16 protein-coding genes, 4 tRNA genes and 2 rRNA genes (1 of these 22 cut by a window edge) are annotated in these 21,499 nt (G+C 55.3%); all 22 read right to left on the reverse strand.

What is annotated here, in order from left to right; all coding sequences use genetic code 11:
* Positions 1 to 132: 132 nt before the first annotated feature.
* The gene (gene tuf / locus AC3I0A_RS24355) at positions 133 to 1,326 is read right to left on the reverse strand and encodes an elongation factor Tu (RefSeq protein ID WP_489375088.1); all 1,194 of its coding nucleotides are present in this window, start codon (positions 1,324 to 1,326) and stop codon (positions 133 to 135) included.
* A gap of 30 nt (positions 1,327 to 1,356) precedes the next feature.
* Positions 1,357 to 3,459, reverse strand: coding sequence for an elongation factor G (gene fusA, locus AC3I0A_RS24360; RefSeq protein ID WP_489375089.1), 2,103 nt, complete (start codon positions 3,457 to 3,459; stop codon positions 1,357 to 1,359).
* Between the two features lie 30 nt (positions 3,460 to 3,489).
* Positions 3,490 to 3,960, reverse strand: a complete 471-nt coding sequence (gene rpsG / locus AC3I0A_RS24365; RefSeq protein ID WP_010490886.1) for a 30S ribosomal protein S7 — start codon at positions 3,958 to 3,960, stop codon at positions 3,490 to 3,492.
* A 118-nt stretch (positions 3,961 to 4,078) separates the two neighbouring features.
* On the reverse strand, positions 4,079 to 4,450 hold the full coding sequence (gene rpsL, locus AC3I0A_RS24370) for a 30S ribosomal protein S12 (RefSeq protein ID WP_002555494.1): 372 nt from the start codon (positions 4,448 to 4,450) through the stop codon (positions 4,079 to 4,081).
* Between the two features lie 216 nt (positions 4,451 to 4,666).
* A complete protein-coding gene (rpoC, locus tag AC3I0A_RS24375; protein ID WP_419116568.1) occupies positions 4,667 to 8,866 on the reverse strand; it encodes a DNA-directed RNA polymerase subunit beta' in 4,200 nt (1,399 codons plus the stop codon).
* Between the two features lie 64 nt (positions 8,867 to 8,930).
* Positions 8,931 to 13,004, reverse strand: coding sequence for a DNA-directed RNA polymerase subunit beta (gene rpoB / locus AC3I0A_RS24380; protein WP_489375090.1), 4,074 nt, complete (start codon positions 13,002 to 13,004; stop codon positions 8,931 to 8,933).
* Positions 13,005 to 13,224: 220 nt separating this feature from the next.
* Positions 13,225 to 13,590 carry a 50S ribosomal protein L7/L12 gene (gene rplL, locus AC3I0A_RS24385; protein WP_489073678.1) on the reverse strand — a complete coding sequence of 122 codons (366 nt, stop codon included), beginning with the start codon at positions 13,588 to 13,590 and terminating at the stop codon, positions 13,225 to 13,227.
* A 79-nt stretch (positions 13,591 to 13,669) separates the two neighbouring features.
* Positions 13,670 to 14,170, reverse strand: a complete 501-nt coding sequence (gene rplJ / locus AC3I0A_RS24390) for a 50S ribosomal protein L10 (RefSeq protein WP_419116565.1) — start codon at positions 14,168 to 14,170, stop codon at positions 13,670 to 13,672.
* Positions 14,171 to 14,369: 199 nt separating this feature from the next.
* The gene (gene rplA, locus AC3I0A_RS24395) at positions 14,370 to 15,065 is read right to left on the reverse strand and encodes a 50S ribosomal protein L1 (RefSeq protein ID WP_003232403.1); all 696 of its coding nucleotides are present in this window, start codon (positions 15,063 to 15,065) and stop codon (positions 14,370 to 14,372) included.
* Entirely contained in the window at positions 15,065 to 15,496 is a 432-nt protein-coding gene (gene rplK, locus AC3I0A_RS24400; RefSeq protein WP_003176435.1) for a 50S ribosomal protein L11, read from the reverse strand. The genes rplA and rplK overlap by 1 nt, the downstream gene beginning before the upstream one ends.
* 118 nt (positions 15,497 to 15,614) lie before the next feature.
* Positions 15,615 to 16,148, reverse strand: coding sequence for a transcription termination/antitermination protein NusG (gene nusG, locus AC3I0A_RS24405; protein WP_489375091.1), 534 nt, complete (start codon positions 16,146 to 16,148; stop codon positions 15,615 to 15,617).
* Positions 16,149 to 16,157: 9 nt separating this feature from the next.
* Complete coding sequence (gene secE, locus AC3I0A_RS24410; protein ID WP_489375092.1) at positions 16,158 to 16,526, reverse strand: preprotein translocase subunit SecE; 369 nt, start codon at positions 16,524 to 16,526, stop codon at positions 16,158 to 16,160.
* A gap of 45 nt (positions 16,527 to 16,571) precedes the next feature.
* Positions 16,572 to 16,647: transfer RNA gene (locus AC3I0A_RS24415), tRNA-Trp, on the reverse strand.
* A gap of 54 nt (positions 16,648 to 16,701) precedes the next feature.
* A complete protein-coding gene (tuf, locus tag AC3I0A_RS24420; protein WP_150804250.1) occupies positions 16,702 to 17,895 on the reverse strand; it encodes an elongation factor Tu in 1,194 nt (397 codons plus the stop codon).
* Positions 17,896 to 17,979: 84 nt separating this feature from the next.
* Positions 17,980 to 18,055 (reverse strand) — tRNA-Thr (locus tag AC3I0A_RS24425).
* Between the two features lie 26 nt (positions 18,056 to 18,081).
* Positions 18,082 to 18,155 (reverse strand) — tRNA-Gly (locus AC3I0A_RS24430).
* Positions 18,156 to 18,180: 25 nt separating this feature from the next.
* Positions 18,181 to 18,265, reverse strand: a tRNA-Tyr gene (locus tag AC3I0A_RS24435).
* 142 nt (positions 18,266 to 18,407) lie between these two features.
* Complete coding sequence (locus AC3I0A_RS24440; protein WP_489375093.1) at positions 18,408 to 18,854, reverse strand: hypothetical protein; 447 nt, start codon at positions 18,852 to 18,854, stop codon at positions 18,408 to 18,410.
* Positions 18,855 to 18,861: 7 nt separating this feature from the next.
* Positions 18,862 to 19,611, reverse strand: a complete 750-nt coding sequence (locus AC3I0A_RS24445) for a pantothenate kinase (RefSeq protein ID WP_489375094.1) — start codon at positions 19,609 to 19,611, stop codon at positions 18,862 to 18,864.
* Positions 19,601 to 20,560: a bifunctional biotin--[acetyl-CoA-carboxylase] ligase/biotin operon repressor BirA gene (gene birA, locus AC3I0A_RS24450; RefSeq protein WP_489375095.1), complete on the reverse strand. Its 960-nt coding sequence runs from the start codon at positions 20,558 to 20,560 to the stop codon at positions 19,601 to 19,603. Before birA ends, AC3I0A_RS24445 begins: the two co-directional genes overlap by 11 nt.
* Before the next feature lie 146 nt (positions 20,561 to 20,706).
* Positions 20,707 to 20,822, reverse strand: a 5S ribosomal RNA gene (gene rrf, locus AC3I0A_RS24455).
* 150 nt (positions 20,823 to 20,972) lie between these two features.
* Positions 20,973 to 21,499: ribosomal RNA gene (locus tag AC3I0A_RS24460) — 23S ribosomal RNA — on the reverse strand (it continues 2,365 nt past the right edge of the window).

Raw genomic sequence — 21,499 nt, forward strand, 5'->3', positions numbered from 1 at the left:
AGACTCCAGGCTGCTATTCCCACCGAGCGCAATACGCCCGTTAAAAGGAGGCGCAATTCTATAGAGGGGCCAACATAGTGTCAACCCAATAAAAAAGCCCCCGCAAGCGGGGGCTTTTTCATCAATCAATGCTTACGCAATGATTTTGGCTACGACGCCAGCGCCGACGGTACGACCGCCTTCACGAATAGCGAAACGCAGACCATCTTCCATTGCGATGGTTTTGATCAGGGTAACAGTCATTTGAATGTTATCACCCGGCATTACCATCTCAACGCCTTCTGGCAGCTCGCAGTTACCAGTCACGTCAGTTGTACGGAAGTAGAACTGTGGACGGTAGCCTTTGAAGAACGGAGTATGACGGCCGCCTTCTTCTTTGCTCAGAACGTAAACTTCTGCAGTGAACGTGGTGTGCGGCTTGACCGAACCTGGCTTGACCAGAACCTGGCCACGCTCAACGTCGTCACGCTTGGTGCCGCGCAGCAGCACGCCGCAGTTCTCGCCAGCACGACCTTCGTCGAGCAGCTTACGGAACATCTCAACACCGGTGCAGGTAGTCTTGACGGTATCACGCAGACCAACGATTTCCAGTTCTTCCTGGATCTTGATGATGCCACGCTCGATACGGCCAGTTACCACGGTGCCACGACCGGAGATCGAGAATACGTCTTCGATTGGCATCAGGAACGGCTTGTCGATAGCACGTACTGGATCTGGAATGTAGCTGTCCAGAGTCTCAACCAGTTTACGAACGGCAGTGGTGCCCATTTCGTTGTCGTCTTGGCCGTTCAGAGCCATCAGAGCGGAACCGATGATGATCGGAGTGTCGTCGCCCGGGAAGTCGTAAGTGCTCAGCAGATCGCGCACTTCCATCTCAACCAGTTCCAGCAGCTCAGCGTCGTCAACCATGTCAGCCTTGTTCAGGAAGACAACGATGTACGGAACGCCTACCTGACGGGACAGCAGGATGTGCTCACGGGTTTGTGGCATCGGACCATCAGCGGCCGAGCAAACCAGGATAGCGCCGTCCATCTGTGCAGCACCGGTGATCATGTTCTTCACATAGTCAGCGTGACCTGGGCAGTCAACGTGAGCGTAGTGACGAATGTGCGAGTTGTATTCAACGTGCGCGGTGTTGATGGTGATACCACGAGCCTTTTCTTCCGGTGCGCTGTCGATCTTGTCGAAAGCAACAGCGGCCGAACCGAAAACTTCGGAGCAGACGCGAGTCAGAGCAGCAGTCAGAGTGGTTTTACCATGGTCAACGTGACCGATGGTGCCAACGTTGACGTGCGGGAGGTCACGTACAAATTTTTCTTTAGCCACGACAATTAACTCCTTGCCTAAAGGGCTGAATCAGCCTTGTTTTTTAGTAACAGCTTCGGCGACATGCGCAGGAGCCGTATCGTATTTTTTGAATTCCATAGAGTAGCTTGCGCGACCCTGAGACATGGAACGGACGTCGGTCGCATAACCGAACATCTCACCCAGCGGAACCTCGGCACGAATCACTTTGCCGGAAACCGTGTCTTCCATACCCAAGATCATGCCGCGACGACGGTTCAGGTCACCCATCACGTCACCCATATAGTCCTCAGGTGTAACAACCTCTACAGCCATGATCGGCTCAAGCAGCTCACCACCACCCTTGGTAGCCAATTGCTTGGTTGCCATGGATGCAGCCACTTTAAACGCCATCTCGTTGGAGTCGACGTCGTGGTAAGAACCATCGAACACGGTAGCCTTCAGGCCGATCAGCGGATAGCCGGCAACTACGCCGTTCTTCATCTGCTCTTCGATACCCTTCTGGATAGCCGGGATGTATTCCTTAGGAACCACACCACCCACTACTTCGTTCACGAATTGCAGACCTTCCTGACCTTCGTCAGCAGGAGCAAAACGGATCCAGCAATGGCCGAACTGACCACGACCGCCGGACTGGCGAACGAACTTGCCTTCGATCTCACAGCTCTTCGTGATGCGCTCACGATAGGAAACCTGAGGCTTACCGATGTTGGCTTCGACGTTGAACTCACGGCGCATCCGGTCTACCAGGATGTCCAGGTGCAACTCGCCCATGCCGGAGATGATCGTCTGACCAGTCTCTTCATCAGTTTTAACGCGGAAAGATGGATCTTCCTGAGCAAGTTTGCCCAGAGCGATACCCATTTTTTCCTGGTCATCCTTGGTCTTAGGCTCTACGGCAACCGAAATAACCGGCTCCGGGAAGTCCATACGAACCAGGATGATTGGCTTGTCAGCGGAGCACAGGGTGTCACCAGTGGTGACGTCCTTCATGCCGATCAGGGCCGCGATGTCGCCAGCGCGTACTTCCTTGATCTCTTCGCGGGTGTTTGCGTGCATTTGCACCATACGACCCACGCGCTCTTTCTTGCCTTTAACCGAGTTGATCACGCCGTCGCCGGAGCTCAACACGCCCGAGTAAACACGAGCAAAGGTCAAGGTACCCACGAATGGGTCAGTAGCGATCTTGAATGCCAGAGCGGAGAACGGTTCGCTGTCATCTGCATGACGCTCCATTTCAACAGTCTCGTCATCCGGGTCGGTACCCTTGATGGCAGGAATGTCGACCGGCGCCGGCAGGTAGTCGATAACGGCGTCGAGAACCAGGGGAACACCCTTGTTCTTGAACGACGAACCGCAAACAGCCAGAACGATCTCACCAGCAATGGTGCGCTGACGCAGAGCAGACTTGATTTCGTCGATGGTGAGTTCTTCACCTTCGAGGTACTTGTTCATCAGCTCTTCGTTGGCTTCGGCCGCAGCCTCTACCATGTTGCCGCGCCATTCTTCAGCCAGCTCGAGCATGTCCGCCGGAATTGCTTCGCGACGAGGAGCCATGCCCTTGTCAGCGTCATCCCAGTAGACCGCTTCCATGTTGATCAGATCGATCTGACCCTGGAAGTTGTCTTCCGAACCGATAGCCAACTGGATCGGCACCGGAGTGTGACCCAGACGCTGCTTGATCTGACCGATCACGCGCAGGAAGTTCGCACCGGCACGGTCCATCTTGTTTACGTAAACAAGACGTGGAACGCCGTATTTGTTGGCTTGACGCCATACGGTTTCCGACTGCGGCTCAACACCCGAAGTACCACAGAACACAACGACCGCGCCGTCGAGTACGCGCAACGAGCGCTCTACTTCAATGGTGAAGTCAACGTGGCCCGGGGTATCGATGATGTTGAAGCGATACTTGTCGAACTGCTTCGCAGAACCCGACCAGAAGGCCGTGGTTGCAGCGGAGGTGATAGTGATACCACGCTCCTGCTCCTGCACCATCCAGTCCATGGTCGCGGCGCCATCATGCACCTCGCCCATTTTGTGGTTTACGCCAGTGTAAAAAAGGACGCGCTCGGTGGTGGTGGTTTTACCAGCATCCACGTGGGCAACGATACCAATGTTACGGTAGCGGTTAATCGGAGTAGTACGAGCCATAAAGCCCTCGCAAAATTAGTGACGCTAAAATTAGAAGCGGTAGTGCGAGAAAGCCTTGTTGGCTTCAGCCATACGGTGCACGTCTTCACGCTTCTTAACTGCAGCACCTTTACCTTCAGCAGCGTCCAACAGTTCGCCAGCCAAACGCAGGGCCATAGACTTCTCGCCGCGCTTACGGGCGAAGTCTACCAACCAGCGCATTGCCAGGGCGTTACGACGGGACGGACGAACTTCGACCGGAACCTGGTAAGTAGCACCGCCTACACGGCGCGACTTCACTTCGACCAGCGGAGCGATGGCGTCGAGAGCTTTCTCGAAGATTTCCAGGGGGTCGCTGTTCTTGCGTTCTTTAACCTTGTCCAGCGCGCCATAAACGATACGCTCGGCAACGGCTTTCTTGCCGCTTTCCATCACGTGGTTCATGAACTTGGCCAGGATTTGGCTTCCGTATTTTGGATCGTCAAGCACTTCGCGCTTGGCTGCTACGCGTCTTCTTGGCATGGATAAGCCCTCAAACGGTCTTCAGGTTCGCTCGGAATCGGTGCCCTTTCGGGACGCCTCCGACCTTACTCTTATCGACTCAGAAAAATAGAATTCAGTTTTTTACAAAAAGCCACTACTACTTAGGCTTCTTGGTACCGTACTTCGAACGACCCTGGTTACGACCTTTAACGCCGGAAGTATCCAAAGAACCGCGAACGGTGTGGTAACGAACACCTGGCAAGTCTTTTACACGACCGCCGCGGATCAGTACCACGCTGTGCTCTTGCAGGTTGTGGCCTTCACCGCCGATGTACGAGGAAACCTCGAAACCGTTGGTCAGACGCACACGGCATACTTTACGCAGTGCCGAGTTAGGTTTTTTCGGCGTGGTGGTATACACACGGGTGCATACGCCACGACGTTGCGGGCAGTTCTGCAGCGCAGGCACGTCGGATTTCTCGACGATACGCTTACGCGGCTGACGTACCAGCTGGTTGATAGTTGCCATCTACTAGCTCCACTGTTGTCTTGCGACGCTATTGTCTTGCAAGAAAAGCAAAATGGCAGGAACGAATTCCCGCCAAATTTAGGGGTACAAGAGTCTAAAGAGGATCTTGCCCCCAGTCAAGGCAAGGCCCCGACCTCCCCGCTCAACGAACCTCGACAAAATGTCTCGATTCGCTGAACGCGGCGGCCAGGGCCTGGCGCTTATTTACCGCAGAACTCAGTTACCGCTCGAGTTCAGCGCTTCGGTCAGTGCAGCTTCCACTTCACTGGCGCTCACGCGCAACGGCTTGTCAGCTTCACGACGACGCTTGCGCTCGCTGTGATAAGCCAGACCGGTACCGGCCGGGATCAAACGACCCACGACTACGTTTTCTTTCAGGCCGCGCAGGTAATCGCGCTTGCCGGTTACCGCCGCTTCGGTCAGTACGCGAGTGGTCTCCTGGAAGGAGGCCGCCGAGATGAACGATTCGGTGGACAACGAGGCCTTGGTGATACCCAGCAGAACGCGAGTGAACTTGGACACGAATTTCTCGTCCGCGCTCAAACGCTCGTTCTCGACCAGAACGTGAGTCAACTCCATCTGGTCGCCCTTGATGAAGGTGGAATCGCCGGATTCAGCGATTTCAACTTTACGCAGCATCTGACGCAGGATGGTCTCGATGTGCTTATCGTTGATCTTCACGCCTTGCAGACGATAAACGTCCTGGATCTCGTTAACGATGTACTTGGCCAGCGCACTCACACCCAGCAGACGCAGGATGTCGTGTGGATCGCTAGGACCGTCGGAGATAACTTCGCCGCGGTTAACCTGTTCGCCTTCGAAGACGTTCAGGTGGCGCCACTTCGGAATCAGCTCTTCGTACGGATCACTACCGTCGTTCGGGGTAATGACCAGACGGCGCTTGCCTTTGGTCTCTTTACCGAACGCGATGGTGCCGCTGACTTCAGCCAGAATCGAGGCTTCTTTCGGACGACGGGCTTCGAACAAGTCGGCAACACGCGGCAGACCACCGGTGATGTCACGGGTTTTCGAAGTTTCTTGCGGGATACGGGCGATAACATCACCGATCGCAACCTGCACACCATCCGCGACACCGACCAGGGCGTTAGCCGGCAGGAAGTACTGAGCCGGTACGTCGGTACCTGGCAACAGCAGATCCTTGCCATCCACACCAACCATCTTCACAGCTGGACGGATGTCCTTGCCGGCAGCTGGACGGTCTTTGGCGTCGAGTACTTCAATGTTGGTCATACCGGTCAATTCGTCAGTCTGACGCTTGATCGTGATGCCTTCTTCCATGCCCACGTAGGTCACGGTACCTTTCATTTCGGTAACGATTGGGTGAGTGTGCGGATCCCACTTGGCCACGATGGCGCCAGCGTCGACCTTGTCACCTTCTTTCACCGAAATCACAGCACCGTACGGCAGCTTGTAACGCTCGCGCTCACGACCGTAGTCATCAGCGATGGCCAGCTCACCGGAACGGGACACAGCAACCAGGTGACCATCCACTCGCTCAACGTGCTTGAGGTTGTGCAGACGGACGGTACCGCCATTCTTCACCTGAACACTGTCAGCAGCGGAGGTCCGGCTTGCCGCACCACCGATGTGGAACGTACGCATCGTCAGCTGGGTACCCGGCTCACCGATCGACTGAGCAGCGATAACGCCGACAGCTTCACCGATGTTCACCTGGTGACCACGAGCCAGATCACGGCCGTAGCACTTGGCGCAGATGCCGTAGCGGGTTTCGCAGCTGATCGGCGAACGCACGATCACTTCGTCGATGCTGTTCAGCTCGATGAATTCGACCCACTTCTCGTCGACCAGAGTGCCGGCAGGAACAATAACGTCCTCGGTACCCGGCTTGAATACGTCGCGAGCGATGACACGACCCAACACGCGCTCACCCAGCGGCTCTACAACGTCGCCGCCTTCGATGTGCGGAGTCATCAACAGACCGTGTTCGGTGCCGCAGTCGATCTCGGTAACAACCAGATCCTGCGCTACGTCTACCAGACGACGAGTCAGGTAACCGGAGTTCGCCGTTTTCAACGCGGTATCCGCCAAACCTTTACGAGCACCGTGAGTGGAGATGAAGTACTGAAGTACGCTCAACCCTTCACGGAAGTTCGCAGTAATCGGCGTTTCGATGATGGAACCGTCCGGCTTGGCCATCAGGCCACGCATACCGGCGAGCTGACGGATCTGCGCAGCAGAACCCCGTGCGCCCGAGTCGGCCATCATGTACATCGAGTTGAACGATTCCTGGTCGACTTCGACGCCGTGACGGTCGATGACCTTCTCTTTCGAGAGGTTCGACATCATCGCCTTGGAAACTTCGTCGTTCGCCTTGGACCAAAGGTCGATCACTTTGTTGTACTTCTCGCCCTGGGTTACCAGGCCGGAGGCGTACTGACTTTCGATCTCTTTCACTTCGTCGGTAGCAGCACCGATGATGGCCGCTTTCTCATCCGGGATAACGAAGTCGTTAACACCGATGGAAACGCCGGAAATGGTCGAATAGGCAAAACCGGTGTACATCAACTGGTCAGCGAAGATCACGGTCTCTTTCAAACCAACCACGCGGTAGCACTGGTTGATCAGCTTGGAGATCGCCTTTTTCTTCATCGGCTGGTTGACCACGTCGTACGACAGGCCTGGTGGAACGACCTGGAACAACAGCGCACGGCCGACAGTGGTGTCGACGATACGGGTGTTCTTGACGCTGCCGCCATCACGATCATTGACGGTTTCGTTGATCCGCACTTTGACTTTGGCATGCAGCGCGGCTTCGCCGGCACGGAATACACGGTCAACTTCCTGCAGATCCGCGAACACACGACCTTCGCCTTTGGCGTTGATCGCTTCACGAGTCATGTAGTACAGACCCAATACAACGTCCTGCGACGGAACGATGATTGGCTCACCGTTGGCTGGCGACAGAATGTTGTTGGTCGACATCATCAACGCACGCGCTTCCAACTGGGCTTCCAGTGTCAGCGGTACGTGCACGGCCATTTGGTCGCCGTCGAAGTCGGCGTTGTACGCAGCACAGACCAGCGGGTGCAGCTGGATAGCCTTACCTTCGATCAGTACCGGTTCAAACGCCTGGATACCCAGACGGTGAAGGGTCGGTGCACGGTTGAGGAGAACCGGGTGTTCGCGAATCACTTCAGCGAGAACGTCCCAAACTTCCGGCAGCTCGCGCTCGACCATCTTCTTGGCAGCCTTGATGGTGGTCGCGAGACCACGCATTTCCAGCTTGCCGAAAATGAACGGCTTGAACAGCTCGAGAGCCATTTTCTTCGGCAGACCGCACTGGTGCAGACGCAGGGTCGGACCTACGGTAATTACCGAACGGCCGGAGTAGTCAACACGCTTACCGAGCAAGTTCTGACGGAAACGACCTTGCTTACCCTTGATCATGTCAGCCAGGGATTTCAGAGGACGCTTGTTCGAACCGGTGATAGCGCGGCCACGACGACCGTTGTCGAGCAAGGCATCGACAGCTTCCTGCAACATACGCTTTTCGTTGCGCACGATGATGTCCGGAGCGGACAGATCGAGCAGACGCTTCAAGCGGTTGTTACGGTTGATCACTCGACGATACAGGTCGTTGAGGTCGGAAGTCGCGAAACGACCACCATCCAGCGGGACCAGTGGACGCAGATCTGGCGGCAGAACCGGCAGAACGGTCAGCACCATCCACTCTGGCAGGTTGCCGGAACCCTGGAAGGCTTCCATCAACTTCAGACGCTTGGACAGCTTCTTGATCTTGGTTTCGGAGTTGGTTTGCGGAATTTCTTCGCGCAGACGGCCAATCTCGTGTTCCAGGTCGATAGCGTGCAGCAGCTCACGAACAGCTTCGGCACCCATGCGGGCATCGAAATCGTCGCCGAACTCTTCCAGCGCTTCGAAGTACTGCTCGTCGTTGAGCAGCTGACCTTTTTCAAGGGTGGTCATGCCTGGATCGATAACGACATAGCTCTCGAAGTAGAGAACACGTTCGATATCACGCAGGGTCATGTCCATCAGCAAGCCGATACGCGACGGCAGCGATTTCAGGAACCAGATGTGGGCAACTGGCGAAGCCAGTTCGATGTGCGCCATGCGCTCACGACGAACTTTGGCCAGCGCGACTTCAACGCCGCACTTCTCGCAGATCACACCACGGTGCTTCAAGCGCTTGTACTTACCGCACAGGCACTCGTAATCCTTTACCGGGCCAAAGATCTTGGCGCAGAACAGGCCGTCACGCTCGGGTTTGAACGTACGGTAGTTAATGGTTTCCGGCTTTTTAACTTCACCGAACGACCACGAACGGATCATCTCAGGCGATGCCAATCCGATACGGATGGCGTCGAACTCTTCGACTTGACCCTGGTTTTTCAGCAAATTCAGTAGGTCTTTCAAGGCCTTTCCTCCTGGCGGAGCAGAGAGCGGGCAATCCTGCCCCGCTCTCGATTCGCGTCACGTGTTATTCGGTTTCCAGATCGATATCGATGCCGAGGGAACGAATTTCTTTGATCAACACGTTGAAAGACTCGGGCATGCCCGGCTCCATACGGTGATCGCCGTCCACGATGTTTTTGTACATCTTGGTCCGACCGTTCACATCGTCCGACTTCACTGTGAGCATTTCTTGCAGAGTGTATGCAGCACCGTATGCTTCCAGTGCCCAGACCTCCATCTCCCCGAAACGCTGACCACCGAACTGCGCCTTACCACCCAGCGGCTGCTGGGTAACCAGGCTGTACGAACCGGTAGAACGAGCGTGCATCTTGTCGTCTACCAAGTGGTTCAGCTTCAGCATGTACATGTAGCCAACAGTAACCGGGCGCTCGAACTTGTTGCCGGTACGGCCGTCGGTCAGCTGCATCTGGCCGCTTTCCGGCAGGTCTGCCAGTTTCAGCATGGCCTTGATTTCGCTTTCCTTGGCACCGTCGAACACTGGAGTGGCCATTGGAACACCGCCACGCAGGTTCTTCGCCAGATCCAGGATTTCCTGGTCGGAGAAGCTGTCCAGATCTTCGTTGCGACCGCCGATCTCGTTGTAGATCTCGTGCAGGAACTTGCGCAGGTCAGCAACCTTGCGCTGCTCTTCGATCATACGGTTGATCTTCTCGCCCAGACCTTTGGCCGCGAGGCCCAGGTGGGTTTCGAGGATCTGACCAACGTTCATACGCGAAGGTACGCCCAACGGGTTGAGGACGACGTCGACCGGGGTGCCATTGGCATCGTGCGGCATGTCTTCAACCGGCATGATCACGGAGACCACACCTTTGTTACCGTGACGACCGGCCATCTTGTCGCCCGGCTGGATGCGGCGACGGATTGCCAGGTAAACCTTGACGATTTTCAGCACGCCTGGAGCCAGGTCATCGCCCTGCTGCAGTTTGCGCTTCTTGTCTTCGAACTTGTCGTCCAGCAGACGGCGGCGATCAACGATGTAGGCCTGAGCCTTCTCGAGCTGCTCGTTCAGAGCATCTTCAGCCATGCGCAGTTTGAACCACTGGCCGTGCTCAAGACCGTCGAGAACTTCGTCGGTGATTTCCTGACCTTTCTTCAGACCGGCGCCGCCTTCGGCTTTGCGGCCGACCAGAGCGGAACGCAGACGTTCGAAAGTCGCGCCTTCAACGATACGGAACTCTTCGTTCAGATCCTTGCGGATCTCGTCGAGTTGAGTCTTCTCGATGGACAGAGCACGAGCATCACGCTCGACGCCGTCACGGGTGAAGACCTGTACGTCGATGACGGTACCCTTGGTGCCGGTAGGCACACGCAGGGAGGTGTCTTTAACGTCGCTGGCTTTTTCACCGAAGATCGCACGCAACAGCTTCTCTTCCGGAGTCAGTTGGGTCTCGCCTTTCGGAGTGACCTTACCGACCAGAATGTCGCCTGCGCCAACTTCAGCACCTACGTAAACGATACCGGCTTCGTCCAGCTTGTTCAGTGCAGCTTCACCCACGTTCGGGATGTCTGCAGTGATTTCCTCTGGCCCAAGCTTGGTGTCACGCGCCACACAGGTCAGTTCCTGAATGTGGATCGTGGTGAAACGATCTTCCTGAACCACACGCTCGGACAGGCAGATGGAGTCTTCGAAGTTGAAGCCGTTCCATGCCATGAACGCGATGCGCATGTTCTGACCCAGAGCCAGCTCACCCATGTCGGTGGACGGACCGTCGGCCATGATGTCGCTGCGCTGAACCCGATCACCTTTACGCACCAGCGGACGCTGGTTGATGCAGGTGTTCTGGTTGGAGCGGGTGTACTTGGTCAGGTTGTAGATGTCGACACCAGCTTCGCCGGTTTCAACTTCGTCATCAGCAACACGAACCACGATACGGCTGGCATCGACGGAATCGATCACGCCGCCACGACGAGCCACGACGCAAACGCCGGAGTCGCGAGCCACGTTACGCTCCATGCCGGTACCTACCAGCGGCTTGTCAGCGCGCAAAGTCGGTACAGCCTGACGCTGCATGTTCGAACCCATCAACGCACGGTTGGCGTCATCGTGCTCGAGGAACGGGATCAGCGATGCTGCAACCGAAACTACCTGCTTGGGCGATACGTCCATCAAGGTGACGTCTTCCGGCGCCTTGACGGTGAACTCGTTCAAGTGACGAACAGCTACCAGCTCGTCGATCAGGACTTTCTTGTCGTTCATCGTGGCCGAAGCCTGAGCGATCACGTGATCAGCTTCTTCGATGGCGGACAGGAACACGATCTCGTCGGTGACCAGAGCGTCTTTCACCACACGGTACGGGCTCTCGAGGAAGCCGTACTGGTTGGTGCGCGCATAGGCAGCCAGGGAGTTGATCAGACCGATGTTCGGACCTTCCGGCGTTTCAATCGGGCATACACGACCATAGTGAGTCGGGTGTACGTCACGAACTTCAAAGCCGGCACGCTCACGAGTCAAACCGCCAGGGCCGAGTGCAGAGACGCGACGCTTGTGGGTGATCTCGGACAGCGGGTTGTTCTGGTCCATGAACTGGGACAGCTGGCTGGAACCGAAGAACTCTTTCACCGCCGCAGCCACTGGCTTGGCGTTGATCAGGTCTTGCGGCATCAGGCCTTCGCTTTCAGCCATCGACAGACGCTCTTTGACCGCACGCTCAACACGTACCAGGCCAACGCGGAACTGGTTTTCAGCCATTTCGCCTACACAGCGAACACGACGGTTACCCAGGTGGTCGATGTCATCGACGATGCCTTTACCGTTACGGATGTCGACCAGAGTCTTCAGCACCGCGACGATGTCTTCCTTGCACAACACGCCCGAACCTTCGATCTCGGTACGACCGATACGACGGTTGAACTTCATCCGGCCGACCGCAGACAGGTCGTAGCGCTCAGGGCTGAAGAACAGGTTGTTGAACAGGGTCTCGGCAGCGTCTTTGGTTGGCGGCTCGCCTGGACGCATCATGCGATAGATCTCGACCAGCGCTTCCAATTGGTTGCTGGTGGAGTCGATCTTCAGCGTGTCGGAGACGAACGGACCGCAGTCGATATCGTTGGTGTACAGAGTCTCGATGCGAACAACCTGAGACTTGGCGATTTTCGCCAGGATCTCGGTGTTCAGCTCGGTGTTGCACTCAGCCAGGATTTCGCCGGTTGCCGGATGCACGATGACCTTGGCGGTAGTGCGACCCAGGACGTAGTCCAGGGGCATAACCAACTCTTTGATCCCGGCTTTTTCCAGCTGGTTGATGTGGCGAGCGGTGATACGACGACCCTGCTCGACAATAACCTTGCCTTTGTCATCGAGGATATCGATGACAGCGATTTCACCACGCAGGCGCTGAGGCACCAGTTCCAGGCTGATGCTTTCGCCCTGCACATGGAATACGTTGGTGGTGTAGAACGCGTCGAGCACTTGTTCAGTGGTGTAGCCGAGCGCACGCAGCAGTACCGATGCAGGCAGCTTGCGGCGACGGTCGATACGCACGAACACGCAGTCTTTCGGGTCGAACTCGAAGTCCAGCCACGAACCGCGGTAAGGGATGATACGCGCCGAGTACAGCAGTTTACCGGAGCTGTGCGTCTTGCCGCGGTCGTGGTCGAAGAACACGCCCGGGGAACGGTGCAACTGGGAAACGATTACGCGCTCGGTACCGTTGATTACGAAGGTACCGTTCTCAGTCATCAGGGGAATTTCACCCATGTAGACTTCTTGCTCTTTGATGTCCTTGATCGCTTTGTTCGACGATTCTTTGTCGAAAATGATCAGACGGACTTTTACCCGCAAAGGTACGGCGTACGTGACACCGCGCAGCACGCATTCTTTGACATCAAATGCCGGTTCGCCCAGGCGATAACCGACGTACTCCAGCGCAGCATTGCCGGAGTAGCTGATGATCGGGAAAACGGATTTGAAGGCCGCATGCAGGCCCACGTCGCGGAACTGATCTTTAGTCGCTCCCGCCTGCAAGAATTCACGATACGAATCCAGCTGGATTGCCAGGAGATACGGCACATCCATGACGTCCGGCAACTTGCTAAAGTCCTTGCGGATACGTTTTTTCTCAGTATATGAGTAAGCCATCAGCGTTCCCCAGCTTGGTCACCTGCTTGTTTGGCCCCTCCCGACGGGAGCAGCCAGAAAATCTTGCAAACCCCATGGTTTGCGCCACCGCATCGGGTGGTTACAGCGCGTTAGTGGCGACGACCGAGTCGATTGCCAATAACGGAAAAAGGCCGGTGGCAAGAGCCACCAGCCATCAGCCTTCTGCTTAACGCTTGGGCTGGAGTCGCAAAGTCGGTGCTTATTTCAGCTCGACTTTAGCGCCTGCTTCTTCCAAGACGGCCTTGGCTTTTTCAGCTGCGTCTTTAGAAACAGCCTCCAGAACCATGCCTGGGCAGCCGTCAACTACAGCCTTGGCTTCTTTCAAGCCCAGACCGGTCAGCTCACGTACAGCCTTGATCACGTTAACTTTCTTCTCGCCAGTCTCAACCAGATTGACGTTGAATTCAGTTTGTTCTTCAACAACGGCGGCAGCTACAGCTGGACCAGCGGAAGCAGCAGCAGCGGTAACGCCGAACTTCTCTTCCATTGCCTTGATCAGTTCAACGATTTCCATAACGGATTTCGCGCCGATTGCGTCAAGGATTTGCTCGTTAGTCAGAGACATGACTCTAATTTCCTGTGTTGGGTGGACGGCCTACGCGACCATCGAAATAAACAAAAAACGCGAAAGAAAGTGCGGAGCCTTAGGCTGCTGCAGCTTCTTTTTGGTCGCGAATAGCCGCCAGAGTACGAGCCAATTTGCTGGTTGCGCCTTGAATCACGCTCATCAGCTGAGAAATTGCTTCGTCACGGGTCGGCAGAGTTGCCAGTACGTCGATCTGGTTAGCTGCGAGGAACTTGCCCTCGAACGCAGCTGCCTTGATCTCGAACTTATCCTGACCTTTGGCGAATTCCTTGAACAAACGGGCAGCAGCGCCAGGATGTTCATTGGAGAATGCAACCAGGGTCGGGCCGGTGAACACGTCGTTGAGCACGTCATACTGAGTGCCAGCAACGGCGCGCTTGAGCAGGGTGTTACGTACAACACGTACGTAAACGCCAGCTTCACGAGCCTCTTTACGGAGTCCGGTCATAGCGCCTACTGTTACGCCACGGGCATCAGCCACGACAGCGGACAGAGCAACTTGGGCAGCCTTGTTGACTTCAGCGACGATGGCCTTCTTGTCTTCAAGTTTAATTGCCACGGGTTTAACTCCTGCTTGTTACCGTTTCATCCAACCGAGGCCGGATGTCGTTTTGGTGTCTGATTCGGTAAGGAACCGGGAGCACCATCTGCGTAGGCTTGAGGTTTAAGACTTGCGTCGCCTACGGTCTTGGATAGCCCCCGCCAGGCAGGGACCCCAATTTTTTCGATTGACGCAATCGCTTGCGCCAATCTGTGTCTTATACGTCCAGCGAGCCTTGGTCGATGACCAGACCTGGGCCCATAGTGGTGCTCAGGGTAACGCGCTTGACGTAGATGCCTTTCGAGGAAGCTGGCTTGATACGCTTCAGATCAGCGATCAGGGCTTCAACGTTTTCCTTCAGCTTGACGGCGTCGAAACCGACCTTGCCAACGGAAGTGTGGATGATGCCGTTTTTGTCGGTGCGATAACGAACCTGACCAGCCTTGGCATTTTTAACCGCGGTAGCGACGTCCGGGGTAACGGTGCCGACTTTCGGGTTAGGCATCAGACCACGTGGACCGAGGATCTGACCCAACTGACCTACAACGCGCATGGCATCCGGGGATGCGATAACGACGTCATAGTTCAGGTCGCCGCCTTTCATTTCGGCAGCCAGGTCGTCCATACCTACACGGTCAGCGCCGGCAGCCAGAGCGGCCTCAGCAGCTGGACCCTGGGTGAACACAGCAACGCGAACAGTCTTGCCAGTGCCGTGCGGCAGCACAGTAGCGCTACGAACGACCTGGTCGGATTTACGCGGGTCAACACCCAGGTTTACAGCGACGTCAACCGACTCGCTGAACTTGACAGTCGACAGCTCGGTCAGCAGAGCAGCGGCATCTACAAAGTTGTAGGCCTTGCCTGCTTCGATTTTGCCGGCGATAGCCTTTTGGCGCTTGGTCAGCTTAGCCATTACACACCCTCCACGTTAAGGCCCATGCTACGAGCAGAACCGGCGATAGTACGCACGGCTGCATCCATATCAGCTGCAGTCAGATCCGCGTTTTTGGTTTTCGCGATTTCTTCCAGCTGAGCACGGGTAACGGTGCCAACCTTAACGGTGTTCGGACGAGCGGAACCGCTAGTCAAACCAGCAGCCTTCTTCAGCAGAACCGAAGCAGGGGTGGATTTGGTTTCGAAAGTGAAGCTACGGTCGCTGTAGACAGTGATGATCACTGGAGTCGGCAGACCTGGCTCAAGACCCTGAGTACGGGCGTTGAAAGCCTTGCAGAATTCCATGATGTTCACGCCGTGCTGACCCAGAGCAGGACCAACAGGTGGGCTTGGGTTAGCCTGAGCGGCCTTCACTTGCAGCTTGATGTAAGCGGTAATCTTCTTGGCCATGAGGCACTCCAATTACGGGTTCAAACGCCTCGAAAGGCTCCCCGGTTACTTGCGCGTTTATCCCAGTGACGACAAAACCCCACAGCCTGGGGCTGCGGGGTATGGGATGCTTGCTCAGCTAGACCTTTTCGACCTGACTGAACTCTAACTCTACCGGAGTAGAGCGACCGAAAATGAGCACTGCCACTTGGATCCGGCTCTTTTCGTAGTTAACTTCTTCGACAGTACCGTTGAAATCTGCGAACGGACCATCAGTCACGCGTACCACTTCACCTGGCTCGAAGAGAGTCTTCGGCTTCGGCTTGTCGCTACCATCAGCAACACGACGCAGAATTGCTTCCGCCTCTTTGTCGGTGATTGGCGCAGGCTTGTCGGCGGTTCCGCCGATGAAACCCATCACGCGAGGAGTGTCCTTGACCAAGTGCCAAGTACCCTCATTCATATCCATCTGTACCAGCACGTAACCTGGGAAGAACTTACGTTCGCTTTTGCGTTTCTGGCCATTACGCATTTCAACCACTTCTTCAGTGGGAACCAGAATTTCGCCAAAGCCTTCTTCCATGCCAGCCAGCTTTACACGCTCGACCAACGAGCGCATAACATGCTTCTCGTAACCCGAGTAAGCATGCACAACGTACCAACGCTTAGCCACGGGACACCCTTAGCCAACAATCAAGGAAACAAGCCAGCCGAGCAGGGAATCAAGCCCCCACAACAGCAACGCCATAACCAGAACAACAGCCACGACAATCAACGTGGTCTGCGTGGTTTCTTGGCGAGTTGGCCACACGACTTTACGGATCTCGGTGCGAGCTTCCTTAGCGAGTACAAAGAAAGACTTGCCCTTGACAGTCTGCAGGCCTACAAAAGCAGCTACAGCAGCAATGACAAGCAAAGCGAGTACGCGGTACAGGATTGGCGAAGCGGAGTAATAATGATTACCCACAACACCAACAACCACCAAAGCGACTACTGCAAGCCACTTGAGCAGATCGAAGCGAGAACCTTGAGCTTCAGCCTTGGGAGTCATCTAAGAAAATCCTGTGAAAAGAAAGCCAGACACACCGAGTGAATCTGGCAGGTCAGGAGGGAATCGAACCCCCAACCTACGGTTTTGGAGACCGTCGCTCTGCCAATTGAGCTACTGACCTAAAAACAAAATCAGGCCGACCATTATGTCGGCCCGACAAAGATACTTCAACAACTTACTCGATGACTTTTGCCACGACACCAGCGCCGACGGTACGACCGCCTTCACGAATGGCGAAACGCAGGCCATCTTCCATTGCGATGGTCTTGATCAGGGTAACGGTCATCTGAACGTTATCACCTGGCATTACCATTTCAACGCCTTCTGGCAGCTCGCAGTTACCAGTCACGTCAGTCGTACGGAAGTAGAACTGTGGACGGTAGCCTTTGAAGAACGGAGTATGACGACCGCCTTCTTCCTTGCTCAGAACGTAAACTTCAGCAACGAACTTGGTGTGAGGCTTGACGCTGCCTGGCTTGACCAGAACCTGGCCACGCTCAACATCATCACGCTTGGTGCCGCGCAGCAACACACCGCAGTTCTCGCCAGCACGACCTTCGTCGAGCAGTTTGCGGAACATCTCAACACCAGTACAGGTAGTTTTGATGGTGTCACGCAAACCAACAATTTCGATTTCTTCCTGAATCTTGACGATTCCGCGCTCGATACGACCAGTCACAACAGTACCGCGACCGGAAATGGAGAACACGTCTTCGATCGGCATCAGGAACGGCTTGTCGATTGCACGAACCGGCTCTGGAATGTAGCTATCCAGAGTCTCAACGAGCTTACGAACGGCAGTGGTGCCCATTTCGTTGTCGTCCTGGCCGTTCAAAGCCATCAGAGCGGAGCCAATGATGATCGGAGTGTCGTCACCCGGGAAATCGTAAGTGCTCAGCAGATCGCGCACTTCCATCTCAACCAGTTCCAGCAGCTCAGCGTCGTCAACCATGTCAGCCTTGTTCAGGAAGACAACGATGTACGGAACGCCAACCTGACGGGACAACAGGATGTGCTCACGAGTTTGCGGCATCGGACCATCAGCGGCCGAGCAAACCAGAATCGCGCCATCCATCTGAGCAGCACCGGTAATCATGTTTTTTACGTAGTCGGCGTGACCAGGGCAGTCAACGTGTGCGTAGTGACGCACGGCCGAATCGTATTCAACGTGAGCGGTATTAATGGTGATACCACGAGCTTTTTCTTCCGGGGCACTATCGATCTTGTCGAAGTCGACCTTCGCGCTACCGAAAACTTCGGAGCAAACGCGAGTCAGGGCAGCCGTCAGAGTGGTTTTACCGTGGTCGACGTGACCAATGGTACCAACGTTGACGTGCGGCTTATTACGTTCGAACTTTTCCTTAGCCATCGAAATCACCCCTAGGAGAAGAATTAAGCAAGTCAAACCAGCCATTAAAACAAAGGCAGATATTCTCATATCTGCCTTGTTATATGGAGCTCTTGAGCGGATTCGAACCGCTGACCTCACCCTTACCAAGGGTGTGCTCTACCAACTGAGCTACAAGAGCAAAACACTTTGCACAACCTGCAAACCTGGAGCGGGTAGCGGGAATCGAACCCGCATCATCAGCTTGGAAGGCTGAGGTTCTACCACTAAACTATACCCGCGTAAGCTTGCAGCTCACGCTAAAAATGGTGGAGGGGGAAGGATTCGAACCTTCGAAGTCGTAGACGTCAGATTTACAGTCTGATCCCTTTGGCCGCTCGGGAACCCCTCCTAAGCGAGCCGGCATTCTATATCATGCCAGCCTTCTGTCAAGCATTTTCTCATTAAAAACCTGAGGTTAGCTGCGTTGACCTCGCTTCACACCGCTGACCGTTAAAGGTCTTCACTGCGAAGCGGGCGCCATTCTATGCAAACTATTCGACAGTTGCAATGCCTTCGCACGGCATTATTTTATGTTTTAACTCATTGAATTCTTTGGCAAGGTTTTGCAGAAGCGAATCATCTGCGAGATGCCGGCTCTCCGGCGCCACGCGCAGCCAATAACCGCCGGAATCAGCGAGGCCAACCGACTGCAGCCGAGCCTTGATATCCAGACCGCTCAACCGCTGCTCGAGCGTCCGGGCAGTTTCCTGGCGAGCAAAACCTCCGACATAGAGACAATTGCTGTCCGCCCCGGTCGCCTTGGCCTTGTTAAGCTTTGCCAGAGCATCGTCCGACTCGCTCAGCAAGCGGATATCCTGCTGCGAACCACGATACAAGGTAAGCGGCATCACCTCTTTTGCCCGCAAAGGCGCCTCCTGCTGATGCCAGACATAATAGAAGCCATTGAGAACCAGCAACAGCAGAAACAACCAACGCATAGAAACCTCAGGACAGGGGACACGCCATAGCCAAGCCTACAAACACAAGATCCGGGACAACCCTGGCCCCAGGCACAATCTCTGAAACCAGCCCCGCATCACCCCCGGTGAGAAACACCGTGAAATCCTGCCCCCAATAGTTGCGCGCCAATTCCAGCTGAGTCAGGACAAAGCCCCTCAGCATCAATAAGCAACCGCGCTCGACCGCTTCGACGGTTGTAATGCCCGGCACCAGCTTTTCCAGTGCCCGCTCGGCTGCAAGGTCGTCATAGCGGATTCGCCGTGTATGGGTACGCAACTGGTTACGCATCAGCGGCATTCCCGGACAGATGAAGCCGCCCAGGTGCTCGCCATCCGCAGCAATGAAGTCAGCGGTCACCGCGGTGCCAAAATCGAGCACCAGGCAAGCGCCAGAGGCGAGATGAAACCCACCGAGCATCGCCAGCCATCGATCGAGACCTAACCTCTCGTATTCTGCATAGCCGTTGCGAACTCCCGACATCTCACGAGCCGGCGCCGCACAGACGACAGATACGCCGAATGCATCAACCAATAACGAAATAAGCGCACGGGTCTCTTCATTGGTCCGAACACTGACTAACCGACAGCGCGTCAGGACCAATCCGTCACACTTGCGCAAGCTTTCCAGCAAAGCGAGATCCGAATCGACCACACCCTCGGCAAATACACGAGTCGTGTCGGCAAGCAGAACACGCCACTTGATGAAGCTATTACCGCAGTCGAGCTCAAGAATCATTGCGCAACCTCAAGCTGAGCTCACCACCACTAAAGACTTTTTCCACGCCACCTACCTTCAAACGCAATCCGCCCTGCTGATCGATGCCCATCACAATGCCATCAATCTGGTTAACTCCGGCGATCAACGAAACCGCGCGCCCTTGCCAAAGATGGTTCTGCTCCCATTCCGCCTGGATAGCGGCAAAACCTGACTCCTGATGGCGACTCAAATACCTCTGAAGCATCAACCCCAGATTAGCCACCAGATGATTGCGATCGAAGGCCTTGCCTGTCTCGAGGCGCATCGAGGTCCATTGCTGATCGACCTCTTCGGTCATCTGCATGTTCACGTTAACCCCAACCCCCAGGACGACGTGACACACATCAGCAGGATCTCCGACCAACTCCAATAATATCCCGGCAATCTTTTTCTGACCGACCAGGACATCATTCGGCCACTTCAAGCCCGCATCCCGCACTCCCAGCTCACGCAGGGTCTGCATTACGGCCAAACCGACGACGAGACTGAGGCCTTCAAGCTGTCGCATACCACCCTCTATTCGCAGCACCAGGCTGTAATAGATGTTTTCTGCGAATGGGCTGGCCCACTTTCGACCCCGCCGACCCCGGCCGGCAGTCTGCCGCTCCGCAAGCACAACAAACGGTGCAGCCAACCCGCTCTCAATGGAACGCAGGGCTTGCGCGTTAGTGGAGTCGAGAGAGTCGAAAATCATCACCGGCCACATACAACCAGGCGCGTGCCGGGCGATCTCGGCAGGACTTAGAAGCGCCAGCGGTGCAGCTAATTGATAGCCACGACCACGCACTTTGTGAATGGATAAACCCAGGTCCGCTTCCAAATGCTGGAGCTGCTTCCACACAGCACTGCGACTGATGCCCAAGGCACCACCAAGCGCCTCGCCCGAGTGAAATCGACCATCCTTCAGAAGCTCTAACAACGTCAGCATGCGCATCCCGCCTCACAATGAGGAACGCATGATAGCTATGGCTTGAGCTACAAGCTACAAGCTGTGGAGGAGCCAGCCGATCCTGTAAATTTCGCGCAAAAACAAAACCCCTACCTGCATACGCAGATAGGGGTTTCGGAATTTAATCTTGACGATGACCTACTCTCACATGGGGAAACCCCACACTACCATCGGCGATGCATCGTTTCACTGCTGAGTTCGGGATGGGATCAGGTGGTTCCAATGCTCTATGGTCGTCAAGAAATTCGGTAGCCAGGTCGTTTTCTCTTGCGAGATCACGCTCCAGCGAATGGGTATGTAATAGATTTGTGTGTTGCGAACTTTCGACTGTTGCGTCTTCACACACCGCAATCTGGTGCCCTTTCGGACAAGCAAATTGCTTGGGTGTTATATGGTCAAGCCTCACGGGCAATTAGTATTGGTTAGCTCAACGCCTCACAGCGCTTACACACCCAACCTATCAACGTCGTAGTCTTCGACGGCCCTTCAGGGGACTCAAGGTCCCAGTGAGATCTCATCTTGAGGCTAGTTTCCCGCTTAGATGCTTTCAGCGGTTATCTATTCCGAACATAGCTACCCGGCAATGCCACTGGCGTGACAACCGGAACACCAGAGGTTCGTCCACTCCGGTCCTCTCGTACTAGGAGCAGCCCCTCTCAAATCTCAAACGTCCACGGCAGATAGGGACCGAACTGTCTCACGACGTTCTAAACCCAGCTCGCGTACCACTTTAAATGGCGAACAGCCATACCCTTGGGACCGGCTTCAGCCCCAGGATGTGATGAGCCGACATCGAGGTGCCAAACACCGCCGTCGATATGAACTCTTGGGCGGTATCAGCCTGTTATCCCCGGAGTACCTTTTATCCGTTGAGCGATGGCCCTTCCATACAGAACCACCGGATCACTAAGACCTACT

The sequence above is a fragment of the Pseudomonas sp. KH_024_B2 genome (assembly GCF_057839965.1).

Coding starts and splice junctions, on each gene's coding strand:
- fusA (WP_489375089.1), bottom strand. CDS start 3,459: ATGGCTCGTACTACTCCGATTAACCGCTACCGTAACATTGGTATCGTT.
- rpsG (WP_010490886.1), bottom strand. CDS start 3,960: ATGCCAAGAAGACGCGTAGCAGCCAAGCGCGAAGTGCTTGACGATCCA.
- rpsL (WP_002555494.1), bottom strand. CDS start 4,450: ATGGCAACTATCAACCAGCTGGTACGTCAGCCGCGTAAGCGTATCGTC.
- rpoB (WP_489375090.1), bottom strand. CDS start 13,004: ATGGCTTACTCATATACTGAGAAAAAACGTATCCGCAAGGACTTTAGC.
- rplL (WP_489073678.1), bottom strand. CDS start 13,590: ATGTCTCTGACTAACGAGCAAATCCTTGACGCAATCGGCGCGAAATCC.
- rplA (WP_003232403.1), bottom strand. CDS start 15,065: ATGGCTAAGCTGACCAAGCGCCAAAAGGCTATCGCCGGCAAAATCGAA.
- rplK (WP_003176435.1), bottom strand. CDS start 15,496: ATGGCCAAGAAGATTACCGCTTACATCAAGCTGCAAGTGAAGGCCGCT.
- secE (WP_489375092.1), bottom strand. CDS start 16,526: ATGACTCCCAAGGCTGAAGCTCAAGGTTCTCGCTTCGATCTGCTCAAG.
- tuf (WP_150804250.1), bottom strand. CDS start 17,895: ATGGCTAAGGAAAAGTTCGAACGTAATAAGCCGCACGTCAACGTTGGT.
- AC3I0A_RS24440 (WP_489375093.1), bottom strand. CDS start 18,854: ATGCGTTGGTTGTTTCTGCTGTTGCTGGTTCTCAATGGCTTCTATTAT.
- AC3I0A_RS24445 (WP_489375094.1), bottom strand. CDS start 19,611: ATGATTCTTGAGCTCGACTGCGGTAATAGCTTCATCAAGTGGCGTGTT.
- birA (WP_489375095.1), bottom strand. CDS start 20,560: ATGCTGACGTTGTTAGAGCTTCTGAAGGATGGTCGATTTCACTCGGGC.